Genomic DNA, 18,097 nt, shown 5'->3' on the forward strand with positions numbered 1-18,097 from the left:
GCAGCGGTTTCTCTCCGATGACCCGCTGTGGCACGACCCCGATCGCATGGACATGCCCTTCCCGGAGCCGACCCCGTCGGACCGTGGGATTGGGCCCCTGGAGTTTTTTGAACGGAGCTTTGGGGTGCCGGGGGAGTACGCCGTACCGGCGAAGAACGTCAACACGGTCGGGGGCGTGCCCAACTCGTCCTGGTACACCAATCGGCACTACCGGTCCCCCATGTCGCCGGCCGCCCTCCGACAGGGCCCCAACCAAGGGCCGGGGCCGTCGGCGCGATCCCCGTGGCGCGTGGTGGAGCTGGGCCCCCCGGGAGGGCTGCCCCGTGCGATCATTCGGGACACCACGGGACGCCCCTTTCGGATTCTCTTCGACGCGCCCGCGCACCCGGAGATGGCGACGGGCGCCGCCATGATCAGCAGTCGCCTGCTGCACGCGCTCGGCTACAACGTGCCGCAGCACTGGCTGCGTCGCGTTCGGGCGGGGCGGCTGGTGCCGGAGCCGGACAGTGGTGTTACGCAGTCCCGTGTGGACAGCCTTCTGGCGTCGGCCGCCCAGCGTCCGGACGGCACGTACCGGGCGCTCGTAACTCGAATCCCGGATGTTGAGCGCCGCATCGGACCGTTTCAGTTTAAGGGGACCCGTGCGGACGACGGGAACGACGTGTTTCCCCACGAAGACCGGCGTGAGCTGCGGGGCCTTCGGATCGTTGCGGCCTGGATTCACCACAGCAAGATTCGGCCCCGGCATACCCTCGATGTGGGGGTGCAGGTGGAGGGACGCCGCTTTGTGCGGCACTACCTGGCGGACCTACACCTCACGCTCGGCAGTGCAGGCGCGACGCCGAAGTCGGAGTGGTCGGGGCACGAGCACGTGCTCGAATTGGGCCGCATCTTCGAGCGCATCGGCACGCTTGGGCTCAGCGGTGGGGACTGGGCGGAGGTTGAGCCGCCCGACGACCCGGCCCTCGGTCGCTTCGGCATCGGCGGGTTTGATCCGCAGGCGTGGCGTCCCGAGTGGCCCAACCTCGCGTTTCAGCGCACCACCCCCGCCGATGCGTTCTGGGCCGCGAAGAAGATCCGGAATTTCTCCCGCGAGGACCTGCGTGTCATCGTCTCCACGGCCAACTACTCGTCGGCGGAGGTGGCCGACTACATGGTCCGCACCCTCCTCGCCCGACGGGATGCCATCGGGCAGGCGTTTTTGGACTGGGGAGGGGGCCTGGATCGATTTGCGGTCCGGTCCGGACGGCTCACCTTCGAGGACCTGCGCGCCGCACACGGACAAGCGCCCGACACTCTCCGGCGCACGGTCACGTGGCGGGCCTACGACAACCGCGCGGACGCGGTGAGCCCCGTTTTGACTCGCATGACCTCAAGCCGGGAGGCGGTGCCGCTTCCCGACTACTCCCCGTCCTACCTTCGCGCCTCCCTGGTGACGCCCCGAGCGGGAACCACCCGTGTCTATGTGCGCCAGACCGAGCAGGGGCAGGCGTCGCCGGGGGGGAAATTGCGTCGCCGGGTGGTTGGGGTCGAGCGCACGGCCCCCTCCACGGCGGAGAGGCCGTAATCGGCCCTACAAAACGCAGATTTGGGAGGAAAAAGACCTTGAACGGACGTGAAAGTTGAATTTCTCCTAACGTCACGCCATACTAAATGATGGTTTTCCTCTCCAAGCAAAAGTGCCCAATGTTATGTCATTCTCGAAGGTCTGGATTGTACCCGTCCTGTTTGTCGTCGTAGGATGTGGAAGTGCGGAGGAATCGCCAATGGACACTGAGGCCTACAACGGGACGATTGCCGAGGTGGACGCCGAAGCGCGCATGGTCCACGTTGAGGTGCCGGACGAAGGAACCATGGAGCTTGCCTTCACGGACACGACGCAGGTGCTGAAAAACTTTTTGGAGGTCCCCTTTGACTCTCTGGGCCCCAACCAAAAGGTGCGTGTCGAGGTTGTGGAGACCGAGGATCAGCCAACCCCAACGACCGTCACGCTGCTTGAGTGACCCTGCACTGTGTGTGACCCTGCACTGTGTGTGACCCTGCGTTGGAGGACGGAAAGCAGCAGTGCTACGCGCAGTCGGGGAAGTTGAACACCGATCCCGGCTTCGTCCATGCGTTCCGGCAGTTCACGGCCCCGAGGCTCCGTGTCCCTCCGGTTCACCGTTCCGTACCCGGCATATCGGGCGGACGGCCGGGGCGCCGGGCGGGTACGGCGGGCGTGTTCGGCACCACCGACCGGCCGACGCCCCGGACGAACGCCGTAGGAAGCGGAGACGGCGCTCAGTTCCCCTTCAGGGCGATGTTGTCGGGACCGAAGATGCGCTGGGCCCCCCGCATGAACTCGGCGGTCGGCTCCACGACGTAGGCGCGACTCCGGAGGCGCTCCTGGCCCCGAAGCTCAGGGGCATCCACGTCGAAGTAGAGCGTGCAGTTGCCTTCGGTCCGCTCGCAGAGCTGCCGGAAGGTCTGGAGCTCGTCGGGCATCACCTGGTCGAGGTCCACCGTCAGGATCACCTCGCTCACCATCTGCTCGCGAACCTTCCACATCGGGGTGAGGTCCTTCGCGAGCACCTTCACGGTGCCGCCGCGGACCTCCACGTTGCCTTTCGCGAGGACGACGTTGTCGACCTCCAGGTAGGGCTGAACGCGGTCGAGGATGCTGGAGAAGATGACCATCTCGCCCTGGCCGGTGAAGTCCTCAATCGTGGCGAACGCGATCGGCTTGCCGGACTTTGTGGTGTTGCGGTCCACCTCGGTAATGATCCCGCAGAAGGTGCGGACGGGCCCCCGGTTGCGGCCGTCGCCCCCGGCGGCCTGTTCGATGACCTGTTCGAGCTGGTCCGGCTCGCCGAAGTGGGCGGTGGCGAAGGCGTCGGCCTCGGCGCGGTACTCGTCGAGCGGGTGGCCGGAGACGTAGAAGCCCAGCACCTCGTGCTCCTCCTTCAGGCGCTGCGACTTGGCCCAGGTTTCCACGTCCGGCAGGCCCGGCTGCATCGCCTCGGTGCCCGCGTCGCCGTTGCCGAAGAGCGAGTTCTGACCGGCCATGCGGTCGTGCTGCACCTTCTGGCCGTAGCGCACGGCCTTGTCCATAATCTCCATGAGCTGCGCGCGGTGGCCCTCCAGGTCGTCGAGGGCCCCGGCCTGGGCGAGCGCCTCCAGCGTGCGCTTGTTGACCGTGCCGAGGTCCACGTTCTTCGTGAGGTCGAAGATGGAGTCGAAGGGGCCGTGTTCCTCCCGGGCGTCGATCAGGGCGTTGATTGCCTTTTCGCCCGCGTTTTTGATCGCCGCGAGGCCGAAGCGGACGCGGTACGCGCCGTCTGGGCCCTGCTCCACCGTGAAGCGCGACTGGCTCCGGTTGATGGAGGGCGGGAGCACCTCCAGGCCCATGCTGCGCGCCTCCTCCAGCACCTTCGACAGCTTGTCGGTGTTGTCCATCTCGTTGGTCATCGCCGCCGCCATAAACTCCGGCGGGTAGTGGGCCTTCAGGTAGGCCGTGCGGTAGGCGACCAGCGAGTAGGCGGCCGAGTGAGACTTGTTGAAGCCGTACCCGGCGAACTCGTTGATGATGTCGAAGAGCTCGTCCGCCTCGTCTTCCGGGATGTCATTCTCCGCCTGGCACCCCTTGATGAACTTCTCCCGCTGCTTGCGCATGAGCTTCTCCTTCTTCTTGCCCATCGCGCGGCGCAGGATGTCCGCCTCGCCGAGGGAGAAGCCGGCCAGCTCGCGGGCCATCTGCATCACCTGCTCCTGAAACACGGCGATGCCGTACGTCGGCTCCAGAATGTCCTCCAGCAGCGGATGGGGGTACTCCACCTCCTCCTGCCCGTGCTTACGGGCCACGTAGGTGGGGATGTTCTCCATCGGCCCCGGCCGGTAGAGCGCGTTCATGGCGATCAGGTCGCCGATCTCCGTCGGCTTCAGCTTGCGGAGGTGCTCCCGCATGCCGGTCGACTCGAACTGGAAGATCGAGACCGTATCCCCGCGCTGAAAGAGCTCGAACGTGGCCTCGTCGTCGAGCGGAATGTCGTCGATGTTGAGGTCCACGTCGCGGGTGTCCTCGACGAGCTCGACGGCGTCTTCGATGAGCGTGAGCGTCTTGAGGCCGAGGAAGTCCATCTTCAGCAGCCCGAACTCCTCCACCCAGTCGCCGTCGTACTGGGTCGTGACCACCTCTTCGCCCTTGCTCTTGGCGACGGAGACGGGCACGTAGTCGCTGATCTCACCGGGGGCTATGATGACGCCGGCGGCGTGGACCCCGGTATGCCGCACCGACCCCTCCAGCACCTCTGCGTATTGCATCATCTTGCTGACCTCCGGGTTGTTTGCGTCCTTCAGCGCGCGGAAGTCGGGGTTCTCGTCGAAGGCCTGTTCGAGGTCCACGCCCGGCCCGTCGGGGATCATCTTGGCAATCTCGTCGGCGCGGTCCAGCGGAATGTCCAGCACGCGCGACACGTCGCGCACCGCGGTCTTCGCGCCCATGGTGCCGAAGGTGACGATCTGGCAGACATTCTCCTGCCCGTATTTCTCCACCACGTAGTCGATCACCTTTTCGCGGCCCCGGTCGTCGAAGTCGATGTCGATGTCGGGCATCGACACACGCTCCGGGTTGAGGAAGCGCTCGAAGAGAAGGTCGTATTCGAGCGGGTCCACGTTGGTGATGCCGAGGCAGTAGCTCACGCAGCTGCCGGCGGCGGAGCCCCGCCCCGGCCCCACGCGCACGTCGAGTTCGCGGGCCGCGTCCGTGAAGTCCTGGACGATGAGGAAGTAGCCGGAGTAGCCCTCGTCGGCAATAATGCCGAGCTCGTGGTTGAGCCGGTCGACGACCGTCTGCGGCAGCGGGTCGCCGTAGCGCTCCTTCGCCCGCTCGAAGGTGAGGTGGCGCAGGTACCCGTCCATGTCCTCGAACCCCTCCGGAATGGGGTAGTGGGGCATCAGGAGGTCCCCCATCGGAAGGTCGAACGAGCACTTGTCGGCCACCTTGTTGGTGTTGACGAGCGCCTCGCGCTGAAACTCCTCCGGGATGCCCGTGAGGGCCTCCATCATGCCCGCCGAGTCCTTCAGGTAAAACTGGTCGTTGCTGAAGCGCATCCGGTCGGGGTCGTTGTAGTCGTCCCCCGTCTGCAAACAGAGCAGGATGTCCTGTGCCTCGTGGTCCTGCTGGTCGACGTAGTGGACGTCGTTGGTGGCCAGCACCTCCACGTCGTACGCCCGGGCCCACTGCAGCAGCACCTCGTTGACGGTGTGCTGGTCGTCGATGTCGTGGTCCTGGATCTCGATGTAGTAGTCGTCCCCGAAGATGTCCAGGTACTCCTCAAACTTTTCCTGGGCCGCCTCCTCGCCCTGGTTCAGAATCATCTGCGGCACCTGGCCCTGCAGGCAGCAGGTGGTGGCCACGAGCCCCTCGTGGTGCTTGCGGAGGAGGTCAAGGTCGATGCGCGGCTTGTAGTAGAAGCCCTCCAGGAAGGAGGTGGAGGAGAGCTGCATCAGGTTCTCGTAGCCGGTCTGGTTTTTCGCCAGGAGAACCTGGTGATAGCGAGTCGGGTCGGATTGGTCCTGAATGCCGCTCGGCGTCAGGTAAAACTCGCACCCAATGATTGGCTGGACATCGGACTTCTGGGCCGTGGTGTAGAACTCCGGAACGCCGTAGAGGTTGCCGTGGTCAGTAATGGCGACGGCCGGAATGTCGCGGCGCTCGGCGCTCTCGATGAGGTGGTCGATGCCGGCGGCGCCGTCGAGCAGGGAGTACTGCGTGTGGCAGTGGAGGTGGGAAAAGTTGGGCATACGAGCGCGGGGCGTCAGGGGGGACGGTTCCGGGGCGGAGAGGCTTCAGGTCCAGTGCCCAACTAAAACGACGCCCGCTCGGGAATCAATGGATTCCCGGCGTCTTCCCATCAGGGCGCGTCGCCGGCCCGCTCCGTTTCGCGAGCCGGGGTGAGGGCACACTGTCCGTGGGGCCCGCCGACGCAGCGGTCCCCTGTGCGGCCGGGGCGCGGTCGTCTGTGGGAGCGGCCAAATCGGCAGATCGGGCGGGACCATTCAGGGGCCCACTGGGCTACGCGATCGGCTCGAAGTGGTCGTCGAACCAGTGCTGGGCCGACACGACGGCCTCGCGCATCAGGTCTTCGGCCTGGGCCGTCTCCCGGCCGGCGAGGAAGTCGTGCAGCAGGTCGGCATCGAGCTTTCGGGCGGCGTGCTCGCAGGCCTCCCAGCTGAGAATGCTACGCACCGCGCGGCCCAGGGCCTGCCTGGTGTCGTCGTATGGACGGGCCTGCACGTCATGGCCCTTCCAGCGGTCGAAGCCGGCGTCCTGCATGAGGCGGGCCATGGCGATGTTCAGTCCGTTGATGCGGGCGGCCTGGTCGATGTCGAACCGCCCGGGGCCGCCCATCGAGATGCCGTCGTTGTAGCCCTGGCTGTTGAGGTGGGTGTGGTGCATCATCCCGTTGTCGAGCTCCTCGATCGTATCGTGCACGGGGTCGAGGCCCACCATCTCGGAGTGGCCGATCTCCTTGTTGATGCCTTTCCGGTCCAGGGACACGTCGAACTCGTCTGCGATACGGTACCACATGACGATGGCGCTCGCCACGGTGGGAAGGAGCAGGGCCGGGTGCCCTTCGTTGGGCTTCGGCTCCAGGGCAATGAAGAGGGCCCCGCCCTGCTCCGCCTCAAACTGGCACAGTGTCGCCAGGCTTTCCTTCAGGTTCTGGTACATCCGCCGCAGCTCGGGGGTGGCGAGGTCGTACCCGAAGGAGCCGTTCCACACGACGAGGGAGGGGGCCTTGGCCGGGTCGTCGTTCCAGCCGGGGCGGAGGGGGCCGTAGGCAAGCTCGACGCTGCGCCTGGAAAACGCCTCGGCCGCCTCGCGCTCGTCGGGGTCGAGCGACGCGATCCCGCCGTAGGCGTAGTGCAGGTGGGCCCCCGGTGTCACCATTGCCAGGCTCAGGCCCGTTGCGTCCAGGGCGTCGGCGATGTCCGCCGCATTCTCCTCGTTATACTCGTTGTCGTAGTGCAGCTCCACGCCCAGCTCCACGTGCTCGGGCAGGCGCGGCGCCACTTCATCTTGTACCAGACGGACGAAGTCGACGGTGTCGAACTGGTCCGGCCCCCAGGCTGGGCGGACGCCGCTCGGGACGAATCGGCCCGTGCCCTCGTGGAAGGTCCAGCGGCAGAGGCTGTGAAGCGAAGGGTCGGACATGGTCAGGTTGGGCGGTTGAGTTGGTGAGCGAGCGTGTCGGTCCAGCGGGCGTACGCCTCCGCGTAGGCCGGGGCCTGTTCGGGGTTTGGGGGCACCGTCGTCACGGGCTCCAGGCCCCCGAAGGCATCGCTCGGGGCGGCATAGAGGCCGGTCCCCACCCCGGCCCCGCGGGCGGCCCCTTCGGCCCCGTCGGTGCGAAGCAGCTCGACGGTCGTGTCCGTGAGGGTGGCGAAGGCGGTGGCGAAGAGCGGGCTGCGAAACATGTTGCCGTGGCCGGCCCGAATCGTCTCGGCGGAGAGGCCCATGTCGCGCATGATGTCGAGGCCGTAGCGCAGGGCGAAGACAATGCCCTCCTGCGCGGCGCGGAGCAGGTGCGACCGGTCGTGGACGTTGAAGTTGAGCCCGTGCACCGACGCCCCGAGGTCGCGGTTGCCCAAGGTGCGCTCCGCCCCGTTGCCGAAGGGGAGCACGGTGAGCCCCTCGGCCCCGATGGGGGCCTGGGCGGCCTCCGCGTTCATCTCCTGGTAGGAGAGGCCGTTGGCGCCGGCGAGGGTCCCGCGCAGCCACCGGTTCAGGATGCCGGTCCCGTTCACGCACATGAGGGTGCCGTAGCGGGGACGCGCCTCGGGCTCGTGGTTGACGTGGAGGAAGGTGTTGACGCGAGACTGCGGGTCGTAGGCCGGCGTGTCGCCGACGCCGTAAATGACCCCGGACGTGCCGGCGGTGGCGGCCAGCTCGCCGGGCCCCAGCACGTTCAGCGAAAACGCGTTGTTGGGCTGGTCGCCCGCCCGGTAGGCCACGGGAATGCCGCTCGGCACGCCCACGGTTGCGGCGGCGGTGGAGGTGACGGTGCCCTGCTCGGAAAAGGTCGGGACGGGAGCCGGCCAGAGGCCCGGGTCGAGGTCGAAGTAGTCGAGCAGGTCGACGGCCAGGCCCTGCCGCTGGACGTCCCAGAGCGTGCCCTCGGAGAGGCCCGACGGGGTCGTGCGGACGGTGCCGGTCAGCCTAAGGGCGAGGTAATCGCCGGGCAGCATGGCCTTGTGAACCCGGTCGTACACGTCCGGCTCGTTCCGCTGCACCCAGGCCAGCTTGGCGGCCGTAAAGTTGCCGGGGCTGTTGAGGAGGTGGCGCAGGCACCAGTCCGTGCCGAGCGCCCCGAAGGCCTCCCTCCCAATGTCCACCGCCCGACTGTCGGCCCAGATGATGGCCGGACGGAGCGCCTCGTGATTCTCATCGACGAGCACGAGCCCGTGCATTTGGTAGGTGATCCCGATCGCCTGCACGGCCTGAAGGTCGGCGTCGGGCCTCGATCGGAGCGCGTCCGTGGCGGCCTGCATGTGGCGCCACCAGCGGGCGGGCGGCTGCTCGGCCCAGCCGGGGCGCGGGGCGTCCATGCTCATCTCGTGGTCCGACGGGGCGCGGGCGGAGGCCACCGTGTTGCCGGTGTCGGGATCCAGCAGGGCGGCCTTGATCGCCGAGCTGCCGATGTCGTAGCCGAGAAGCATGGAAGGAAGACGGCAGGTGAACGAGAATGTGTGTTTCGGGGCCGTCCTGCCTTCGGTCTCACCACCGATGGGAGACCGGCGCATGGGGGCACGGTCGTACGCGTCGTGGATCACACCGCCACGAGCCCGATCAGCCAGCCACAGCCGAGCGCGGCGTAGATGCCTAGAATGTAGCCGGCCACGCCCATGAGCAGGCCCACAGGCGCCATTGCCGGCAGGTAGACGCCCGCCACGATGGGGGCGCTGGCGGCCCCGCCCACGTTGGCCATGCTGCCGGTGGCGACGAAGAAGAGGGGAGCCTTCACCATCCGGGCGGCGGCCAGCAGGAAGGCGATGTGGATGAGGATCCACAAGACCCCCGCCAGCAGGTACAGGGGGACGTCCAGCACGGCGGCGAGGTCGGCCTTCGCGCCGATGGACGTGAGGAGCAGGTACAGCGCGAAGTAGCCGAGCCGGGACGCCCCCGCGTTCTCCATCTCCTGGAGGGGAGTGAACGAGAGCAGAAGCCCGCCCGTCACCACGAGGAGAATCGCCCAGGTGTCCGTACTGATGACGGTGGCGTCCGCAGTGCCGATTTCCGGCATCGTAGCCCCGATGGTCTTAGCCGCTACTGTAGCGGCGAGGGCGAGGCCGATCATCAACGCGAGGTCGCGCAGGGTGACGGGCCGCAGCTGGTCCTCCATGTTTTTCATCTTCTCGTTCAGGCGGTCCATCGCCGACGTGTCCGCCTGGATCCAGTCGTCGAAGTGGGCCTGGTAGGCGCTCAGGAAGATGAGCACGCCCATCCAGCCGTACCCGGCCACCACGTCTACCACCAGGAGCGGCCCGAGCGTGCTGTCGGGGGTGCCGAAGCTCTGCTTCATCGCCACCATGTTGGCCGTGCCCCCGATCCAGCTTCCCGAGAGCGCGGCAAACCCTTTCCAGGCCACCGGGTCCTCGAAGAACGGGCCGAACAGCGCGAACACGACCGGCCCGCCCACGATGATGCCGAGCGTTCCCGCGCACATCATGAACAGCGCCATCGGCCCCAGGCGGAGGATGGCCTTCAGGTCGACCGTGACCATGAGGAGGAAAAGCGAGAAGGGCAGCAGGTAGGCCGACATCCAGTCGTACACCGGGCTCTCGGCCGGGGTGAGGCCGACGGTGGTGCACAGCATGGGCACGAAGTAGGCCCAGATGACCGGCGGGAGGTACTTGAACGCGGGCTCGAAGACCTCGAACGAGTCCAGCCAGAAGACGATGCCGAGGATGGCACTGAAGAGCGCGATGATCGCCATCGGCTCGGAGACAAGGGGGGAGGCAAACACAAGGCAGGAGAGACATGGAGAGACCGTGACGAAACCGCCCACAATCTGGCACAGCGTGAGGAGAGGGTCAACTGCAGAAGGGAGGCAGAGCGTTTGGGACGAGCACGATGCGTGCGGCATCGGGATGGACGAGGAAAAATTAGCGACACCCCACAGGGAACCCCCTCTTAAAGATGAGCCGATTATTTGCGTTTGGGGTGGGGGGTGGAGTTGCTTAATGCGTGGACGAAGCCGCAACGGCTTGTGCGCAAGAAACAGTTTAGCGTGTCGAAATGCAGGGCGGTGGAGGAAGCCCCGGGAGCGTGGCCGTCGCTGCAGCACACGCCCCAGTGAACGCACGGGCTGAGTTCGGGCCGATCGGACGAAGGCACAGGTTCCACGGTCGCCGATCTCGGCGGGCACGCCGATCCTGTAGTCCTCCTCCTTTCTCTGTTAAGTGACGGATGCCACCGGCACGCGCTCACCTATGATTGCCTACCACCGACTCTTCGGGGCTTTCCTGATCTGCATGACGGGAATCATTGGGGGGGCCGGTCCCCTCCACGCCCAAACTGTAGAGCTCCTGTACGAGGAGGGCGGTGTGTTCGGCGACGCGCGGCGCGTGACCATCGGCCACGCCGACGAAAAGGGCACGGTCCCGCCAGATACGAGCGTCGTCCGGGCGTCAGACCGGGTCTATTTTGCAGTCCGGCCGGCTGGGGACTGGACGTTCGACCCCGACGACAAACAAACCTTGCAGAATATCACTCCGGTGCAGGACGCCTCGGCACTCGTCCCCGAGACCCTGACGCTAGTCGGAGGAGAGGGGGGGGCGCGTGCTGCGGTCATGTCGATGCCCAAGTCACGGATCGATTGGTTCGCCCCGGTCACGTTCCGCCACACGATCGACACGACGAGCGGGCTTTCGCTGAGGGAGCAGTACGCCCCAGCGTATCCGTTCCTCCGGCGGGCCTATCAGGAGGGGCAACGGCACCTGAACGTCGGCAGGCCCCTCCGTGCCATTAGGGCCCTCCGCCCGTTCCACGGCCCCGAAACCCCGTCGTTTTCGTTCGTAGACGAGGCAAAGGCGCTTCTCGACACCGCCAGCACGCAGGTTCTCGACGAGGCCCGGTCGCGGTTTCGAACGCTACGGCGGGACCTCGTGTCCGAGCCCGACGCCGCGGGGCTCGCCCGCCTCGACTCGTTTCGCGTGCGCCTCGATTCGATCCGGCCGGCTCTGGTCTCCTACGCCGAAGCGAGGGCGGAAACGGACCTGCCGGTCCAGAACCGAATCGAAACCCTCGTCCACTCCGCCGACCAACTCTACTCCGACGTCCGCAGCACCTATCGCCGAGAAACCCTGCGCATTTTCCTGCGCGGAACGTACGACAATCCGAGACTCCGCCTCTACCTCGCCGCCTTGACACAACTGCTCGTCACTCCAGACTCAGCCTTCGCGGTCTCAACCCCGCAGGTCGATCCCCTTCAGCCAGCGGCGCTTGACAGCCCGCGCCACGCCGAGTTGCAGCGTCGACTCCGGTCCGAAGGCTGGGCCGCAGGCTTTCGGGAGGTCGTCCGCCTCGTAAATGAGAACATCCGGGAGCGGAACGAGGTCTTCGGGGCGGAAATTATGAAAAGCCTTCGACTGCGACGGCCGGCGGCGCCCCAGCCCTACTTCGAAGTCATTGCGGCGATGAATGCACGCCTCGCCGAGGACCAGACGCGGTTCGCCGACGCGTGGGGCCGAGCGCTGGAAAAGGTGACCGACGTTTCCCTCCTAAATGATTTGCAGCGATGGCGATTGGCCAGCCGGATCGCCCCGGGCACCGTCCCGGAGCGGGCCTTGCGGCTCGCAGAGGAGGCCCGTTCCCACCGGCGGGCCGGCCGACTCGGCGCCGCAAACGCCCGCCTCCAACTGGCTGCACGGCTGGCCGAGCCGTACGCCCCCCTGTACTACGAGCTGGGAGAGCTCAAGCAGGCGCAGGGGGACACGTTGAGGGCCCGGGAAGATTTCAGACGGGCACGTGCCCTGGCCAGCGCGTACGCCCCGCCGGAGGTAAAAATGCTCCGTCAGTTGTTGGCGCAGCAGAAGTACGAGCGGGCCTTGACGCGGGCCGACTCGCTCCTACAGGAGCAATCGTACTGGCTGTTGTATCTGCCGAAGGCGCGGGCCCTGTTGGGGATGAATCGGCACGCCGAGGCGCGTCGGGTGCTTCGGGGGCGCTGCGAGCCCCTCAACGACGAGAGCCATGCCCTGTACGCGCTTCTTGCGGAGGCCTACGCCGGCATGGATGTCTGGGAGGGGGTCCGGTGGGCCGTGCAGCAGGCCGAAGCGCTACGGCCGCGCCGCTCAGCGTTTGTGGAGCGGGTGTCGGCGGTGCGCGCCACGGCCACCGAGCGGGGCCTCTCCCTCACCAAGGCGGCAGGGGACTCGATAAGTGCCGAGGAGCTCCGCCGGCGTGCCGACACGACGCGGGGGATTCGGACCCAAGACCGAAACCGACCACAGGACGACTGAGGCTCAGGCACGAGCGGGGGACGAGGAGGGAGTGGAGGCCCGCTGCCACAGCCAAAGGCCCACCGCCACGGCGGGCACGCTGAGCAATTGGCCCATGCTAAGCCCCATCGGCAGTGCCGCCTCGAAGTGGATCTGCCGCATCTTAAAGAATTCCAGCACGATGCGGACGCCAAAGATCAGCGTGAAGAACAGCCCCACCAGCTGTCCCCGTGGGGTCTCGGCCCCCTGCTGCTGATAGAGGCGCCACAGGAGCCCGAAGACGAGGAAGTAGCAGATCGACTCGTAGAGCTGCACGGGATGGAGGGGGACCGCCTCAATGCCCCGCCGCACCCGGGCTGCGCGCTCGAAAACCACGCCCCAGGGCAGGTCGGTGGGCACGCCCAGAATTTCGGAGTTGAAGAAGTTGCCGAGGCGGATGAGGCTGCCGGTAAGTGCGACCGGGGCGGCCAGGCGGTCGAGCAGCCACAGGAATGGCTGGTCCTCGCGGCGCCGGCAGTAAAGCCAAATGGCCAGCACGACGCCGATGAGGCCCCCGTGGCTGGCGAGCCCGCCCCGCTGGATCATGGGAATTTCGAGCGGATTGCTGAAGTAGTACCCCGGCGCGTAAAACAGAATGTGTCCGAGGCGGGCCCCGAAGATCGTCCCCCCCAGCAGATAAAACAGCAGGTAGTCGAGGTCTTCCTCCGGCTTGCCCTCCCGCTCGAAGACGTGCCGCATCAGGTAGAAGCCGATCAGGAAGCCCAGCGCGAATAGAAGGCCGTACCAGCGCGGGGCGAGAACGCCCCAACGAAAAATCGTCGGGTCGACATCCCAGTGGATCTGCAGGAGCATGCGAGCGGTGGGGGAAGTGAAAAAATTGGCACTGTACCAAGCGATTCCGCCCCGTCGCGTTCAGGGCTTCGTCTAACCTTTACACACGCCGATGCCGGATTCAGAAACCTCGGCGATTTAGATTCGATCTAAATAGCCAGTTGCATCCTTAGGACCCTTGATCCACCCCCTCATGGCTTCTTCCGTTCCGTCCGACACGTCCGTTCTCTTTGCGACCGATCACGGCTCCGTGGAGCGCACGACGCAGGGCCGCGTCCGCCTGCGGTTCGGGGGCACGAGCTGGATTCTGGCATCGTCGGACGTGCCGGGCCTGCGCGACACCACGCGATCGCTGGCGAGTGAAGTCTACCACTGCGAGCGCGACTGTCGGTGGCAGCTCCGGGTGGACGGACACCCCACGGTCGTGCTGGACTCCGACGAGGTGCTCCGGCTCGATGCCCTGCTCGACGGGGCGGTGACGATGCTCGAGCTCGACGCCATTCTGGACGGTGCGTCCATTTCCCGGCCGGTCGTGGCGTAGGAAGAACACGCGGGGGGCGACAAGACCGATTCAGTTCTCTTCGCTGTCGTCCGGCGTCCTCACATCTGTCGGGGGGCGGAGATGCCGAGCACCGTGAGCCCGTTCTTGAGGACCGTCTTTGCGGCCAGTGCAAGCCGCATGCGGGCCGACGCCAGTTCCTGCTCTTCCCCAATAATGCGACAGTTGTCGTAGAACTGCGAGAAGGCGGTCGCCACGTCCCGCAGGTAGTTGGGGACGAAGTGCGGCGCCCGCGCGTCCGCGGCGTTCTGTAGTTCCCGCGGAAAGCGGAGCAGCTCCTTGATGAGGGCAATCTCGTCCTCGTGGGTCAGCAGGGCGAGGTCGGCGTCCTCGTCGTGGGAGAAGCCCACCTCCTCGGCCTTGTCGAGCACCGAGCAGATGCGGGCGTGGGCGTACTGCAGGTAGAAAACAGGATTCTTCTCGCTCTCCTCCTCCGCCAGCTCCAGGTCAAAGTTGAGGTGCGTATCGGGAGAGCGCATCAGGAAGAAAAAGCGCGTCACGTCCGCCCCTACCTGTTCGATGAGGTCGTCGAGCGTGACGTAGTTGGCGCGGCGGGTGCTCATCTTGACGGGCTCGTCGCCCCGCACGAGCGTGACGAACTGGTAGAGAATCACGTCGACCCGGTCCGTGTCGTAGCCGAGCACGTCCAGGGCGCTCAGCACGTCCGGGTAGGCGGCGTGGTGGTCGGCCCCAAAGACATCGACCATGAGGTCGAAGCCGCGCTCGAACTTGGCGGTGTGGTAGGCGATGTCGGGGGTGCGGTACGTGGGCTCGCCGGTCTGCTTCACGAGCACCGTGTCGTCCTCCGTGCCGAACTCGGTGGTTTTGAACCAGAGCGCGCCGTCTTCCTCGTAGGTGTAGCCGGCGTCGGCGAGGCCGTCGAGCACCGCGTCGACCCGCCCTTCGTCGTGGAGGGCCTGCTCGTTGGCATAGCCGTCCATGTCGATGTTGAGGGCGCGGAGGGTGGCCTCGATGTCGCCGAAAATGGCCGTCTCCGCGGCCGCCCGGAACGGCGCCAGGTCGTCGGTGGCGCAGAGGGCGTCCCCGTGCTCGTCGTAGAGGGCCTGGGCAATCTCCACGATATACTGCCCGAGGTAGCCGTCCTCGGGGAAGGTCTCGGGCACCTCCACGGTCGTGTCGTCGTCGAGCGTGAGGGTCGTGGTGGGGACGTTGCCCGCCAGTGCCTCGTAGCGGGCCCGGACCGACTGGGCGAGCACGCGCATCTGGCGCCCGGCGTCGTTGTAGTAGTACTCGCGCGTGACGTCGTAGCCGGTCCAGGCCAACAGGTTGGCGATCGTGTCGCCGAGGACCGCGTTGCGGCCGTGCCCCACGTTGAGGGGGCCGGTGGGATTGGCGCTCACGTACTCGACCAGTGCGCGCTCCCCGGCCCCGGCGTCCGTCTGCCCGAACGTGTCGCCCTGTGCCAGGAGGTCGGCGAGCCCGTCGAAGAGGTAGTCCTGCGCGAAGCGGAAATTGACGAAGCCGGGCCCCGCCACCTCCACGCTCTTGATGCGAGCCGGGTCGACGCGTTCCCGCAGCCGCTCCGCCAGGGTTTCGGCGATGGACCGCGGGTTGTCGCCGAGCACGCTGGCGAGGCGGAGGGCCGTGTTCGTGGCCAGGTCGCCGTGCTCCGGGCGGTCCGGCGCCTCAAGCTCGATCTCGAAGTCGTCCGGCACGTCGCCCAGGGCGTCGAGCACACGGCGGATCTGCGTTCGGAGGTAGTCTTTCATGGGGGCATGATGGATGAACGGTTTCGGTGATACGACCCCAACCTATAGAACCGGCGGATGCTCCGAAATGGCCGCCTCGCCGTTTCGATGGGTTTTTGTGGACGCAACGGATCGAGGCTGTCCGTTTGGAGGCATGGAAAACTGCTCCGAGGCGTTTCTTGGTAAAGGTGCCTCTGTGCTCAGCAACGCTCTTCGCATGGAGGTAATAATTTGGGCGACGTGGTGGTTTTCATCGCAGAAACAGGTCTTGCCCATTGCCCCTTGACTGCATCCGTGTCCCAAATCGTTCAGCTTGCCGTTCTTTTCGTTGGATTGGTGCTTGTCGTGCTCGGCTGTGCGCAGGGGCTCCAGAGAAAATCCCCAACTGGGTCTCCGTCAGGGACCACGCAGGGGGCGGATCACGCAACTCGTCTTGAGGAGCCGGGCCGGATCCTCGTCGATTCGCTCCCGTCGGGCCCTGATTCCCTCGTTGCTGCCAAAGGGGCCAGGATGAAGGCATTCGAGGCGGCTGAAGTCGACCCGGGAATGTTGCTGTATACGGAGCCGCCGCCGGGGACGAACATGCCCGTCTTCACCCCGCCGGACAGTGTGGATCCTGAGATGATCTGGCGTCCAAGGCCGTGACGGAACGCAACGATTTGAGGCGCCGGGCGGTTGGTATGAGGCATTGCACTCCTGAGTCTCACACGCCGCCCCGGCATGCCTGTTCATTCCTTCGACGCCCTCGACCGCTCCGAGAAGATGCCCGGGTACCTGGGCGCGTTTCTGCACGGCGAGAACATGACCGTGACGAGCTGGGAGGTCGAGGCCGGCGCATCCTTTCCCGAGCACAGCCACCCCCACGAGCAGATCTCGATCGTCGTGGCGGGGGAGTTCGAGCTTACGATCGACGGCACGACCGAACCCCTAACGCCGGGCCGCGTCGCCGTCATTCCGCCCGACACGCCCCACTCGGGCCGCGCCGTCACCGCGTGCGAGATCCTCGACGTGTTCAGCCCCGTCCGGGAGGACTACCAGTAAGCCGCTGGAAAACGCAGCCCGGCCCGGTGGGTTGGGCCTGCCCTCGCGTTGTTCGTGTCAGAATGCCCCCCCCGTCGATCGCCCATGCCCGATCTCTTCGACGAACAGGCCGAGCAGGCCCGCCAGGAGCGTGCCCCCTTGGCCGACCGCATGCGCCCCCGCACGCTCGACGAGTTCGTGGGACAGGAGCACTTCATCGGGGAGGGGAAGCTGCTGCGCCGGGCCATCGAGGCGGATCGGGTGACCTCCGTCCTCTTCTGCGGCCCGCCCGGCACGGGCAAGACGACCCTTGCACGCATCATTGCCCGGACGACCGAGGCGCACTTCACCTCGCTCAACGCGGTGCTGAGCGGCGTCACCGACCTCCGGGAGGCGATCCAGAAGGCGAAGAACCGCCTCAAGCACCACCAGACGCGCACCATCCTCTTCATCGACGAGGTGCACCGTTTCAATACGGCCCAGCAGGACGCGCTGCTGCCGCACGTGGAGGACGGCACCGTCACCTTCATCGGCGCCACGACCGAGAACCCCTACTTCGAGGTCAACGACGCACTGGTGAGCCGCTCGCGCGTCTTTGAGCTGGAGCCGCTTGAAGAAGAACACCTCCGTCAGGTGGCGGCCATGGCGCTGACCGACGCGGAGCGCGGCTACGGCGACCGCGATGTGGAAATTACCGAAGAGGCGCTCGACCACCTCATTGGCACGGCCAACGGCGACGCCCGCTCGGTGCTCAACGCCCTGGAGCTGGCCGTCGAAACCACCGCGCCGGACGCCGAAGGGACCGTCTACATCGACCTCGACGTGGCGGAGGACTCGATCCAGCAACGGGCCGTGCTCTACGACAAGGAGGGCGATGCGCACTTCGACACCATCAGCGCCTTCATCAAGAGCCTGCGCGGGTCCGACCCCGACGCGGCGCTCTACTGGCTCGCCCGGATGCTGTACGCGGGGGAGGAGCCGCGCTTCATCCTGCGGCGGATGCTCATCTTCGCCGCCGAGGACGTGGGGCTGGCCGATCCCCAGGCGCTCCAGGTGGCGCAGAGTGCGGCGGAAGGGTTTGACTACGTGGGCATGCCGGAGGGGCAGTTCCTGATCGCCGAGTGCTGTCTCTACCTGGCCACGGCCCCGAAGAGCAACAGCACTTTTGCCTACTTCGACGCGCTCGACCACGTCCGCGAGGAGCAGACCGACGACATCCCGCAGCACCTAAAGGACCCGAGCCGCGACCAGGACGGCCTGGGCCACGGCGAGGGCTACAAGTATCCCCACGCGTACCGCGAGCACTACACGCCGCAGCAGTACCTGCCCAACGAAATGCAGGGCACCTACTTCTATGATCCGAGCGGAGAGGGGTACGAGGAGCAGGTCGCCAACCGGCTGGCGCAGTGGCGGGAGCGCGACTTCGACGAGGACGTGGTGAAACGGGCGCACCAGTACGCCGACGACGAAGCGTAACGTCTTCGTGGAGCCGACG

General features: G+C 66.4%; 12 protein-coding genes. 6 read left to right on the forward strand and 6 right to left on the reverse strand.

Annotated elements, in window-relative coordinates; all coding sequences use genetic code 11:
- The first annotated feature begins 46 nt into the window (after positions 1–46).
- Together SRU_RS05165 and SRU_RS05170 are read left to right on the forward strand one after the other, a co-directional pair.
- On the forward strand, positions 47–1,567 hold the full coding sequence (locus SRU_RS05165; protein WP_237701973.1) for a hypothetical protein: 1,521 nt from the start codon (positions 47–49) through the stop codon (positions 1,565–1,567).
- Between the two features lie 124 nt (positions 1,568–1,691).
- The gene (locus tag SRU_RS05170) at positions 1,692–2,003 is read left to right on the forward strand and encodes a hypothetical protein (protein WP_221231566.1); all 312 of its coding nucleotides are present in this window, start codon (positions 1,692–1,694) and stop codon (positions 2,001–2,003) included.
- 277 nt (positions 2,004–2,280) lie between these two features.
- Here SRU_RS05170 and dnaE read toward each other — a convergent pair whose 3' ends face one another.
- From dnaE to SRU_RS05190, 4 genes are all read right to left on the reverse strand, one after another.
- Positions 2,281–5,781 carry a DNA polymerase III subunit alpha gene (dnaE, locus tag SRU_RS05175; protein ID WP_011403739.1) on the reverse strand — a complete coding sequence of 1,167 codons (3,501 nt, stop codon included), beginning with the start codon at positions 5,779–5,781 and terminating at the stop codon, positions 2,281–2,283.
- Between the two features lie 271 nt (positions 5,782–6,052).
- Complete coding sequence (locus tag SRU_RS05180) at positions 6,053–7,195, reverse strand: TIM barrel protein (protein WP_011403740.1); 1,143 nt, start codon at positions 7,193–7,195, stop codon at positions 6,053–6,055.
- A 2-nt stretch (positions 7,196–7,197) separates the two neighbouring features.
- Positions 7,198–8,700 (reverse strand): xylulokinase, encoded by a 1,503-nt coding sequence (locus tag SRU_RS05185; protein WP_231847394.1) that lies wholly within the window; start codon positions 8,698–8,700, stop codon positions 7,198–7,200.
- A 110-nt stretch (positions 8,701–8,810) separates the two neighbouring features.
- On the reverse strand, positions 8,811–10,007 hold the full coding sequence (locus tag SRU_RS05190) for a DUF819 domain-containing protein (protein WP_162892274.1): 1,197 nt from the start codon (positions 10,005–10,007) through the stop codon (positions 8,811–8,813).
- A 466-nt stretch (positions 10,008–10,473) separates the two neighbouring features.
- On the opposite strand from SRU_RS05190, the gene SRU_RS05195 reads away from it, so the two are divergent.
- Complete coding sequence (locus SRU_RS05195) at positions 10,474–12,504, forward strand: tetratricopeptide repeat protein (RefSeq protein ID WP_221231565.1); 2,031 nt, start codon at positions 10,474–10,476, stop codon at positions 12,502–12,504.
- 3 nt (positions 12,505–12,507) lie between these two features.
- Here SRU_RS05195 and lgt read toward each other — a convergent pair whose 3' ends face one another.
- Positions 12,508–13,335 carry a prolipoprotein diacylglyceryl transferase gene (gene lgt, locus SRU_RS05200; RefSeq protein WP_011403744.1) on the reverse strand — a complete coding sequence of 276 codons (828 nt, stop codon included), beginning with the start codon at positions 13,333–13,335 and terminating at the stop codon, positions 12,508–12,510.
- Between the two features lie 172 nt (positions 13,336–13,507).
- Between lgt and SRU_RS05205 the strand changes: the two genes are divergently transcribed.
- Positions 13,508–13,855, forward strand: coding sequence for a citrate synthase (locus SRU_RS05205; protein ID WP_112905180.1), 348 nt, complete (start codon positions 13,508–13,510; stop codon positions 13,853–13,855).
- A gap of 59 nt (positions 13,856–13,914) precedes the next feature.
- On the opposite strand, the gene argS is transcribed toward SRU_RS05205, so the two are convergent.
- The gene (gene argS, locus SRU_RS05210) at positions 13,915–15,603 is read right to left on the reverse strand and encodes an arginine--tRNA ligase (RefSeq protein WP_011403746.1); all 1,689 of its coding nucleotides are present in this window, start codon (positions 15,601–15,603) and stop codon (positions 13,915–13,917) included.
- Between the two features lie 699 nt (positions 15,604–16,302).
- On the opposite strand from argS, the gene SRU_RS05215 reads away from it, so the two are divergent.
- Together SRU_RS05215 and SRU_RS05220 are read left to right on the forward strand one after the other, a co-directional pair.
- Entirely contained in the window at positions 16,303–16,623 is a 321-nt protein-coding gene (locus SRU_RS05215) for a cupin domain-containing protein (RefSeq protein ID WP_011403747.1), read from the forward strand.
- An 84-nt stretch (positions 16,624–16,707) separates the two neighbouring features.
- A complete protein-coding gene (locus tag SRU_RS05220; protein WP_011403748.1) occupies positions 16,708–18,078 on the forward strand; it encodes an AAA family ATPase in 1,371 nt (456 codons plus the stop codon).
- The last annotated feature ends 19 nt before the right edge of the window (positions 18,079–18,097 follow it).

This window comes from Salinibacter ruber DSM 13855 (assembly GCF_000013045.1).
Taxonomy (GTDB): domain Bacteria; phylum Bacteroidota; class Rhodothermia; order Rhodothermales; family Salinibacteraceae; genus Salinibacter; species Salinibacter ruber.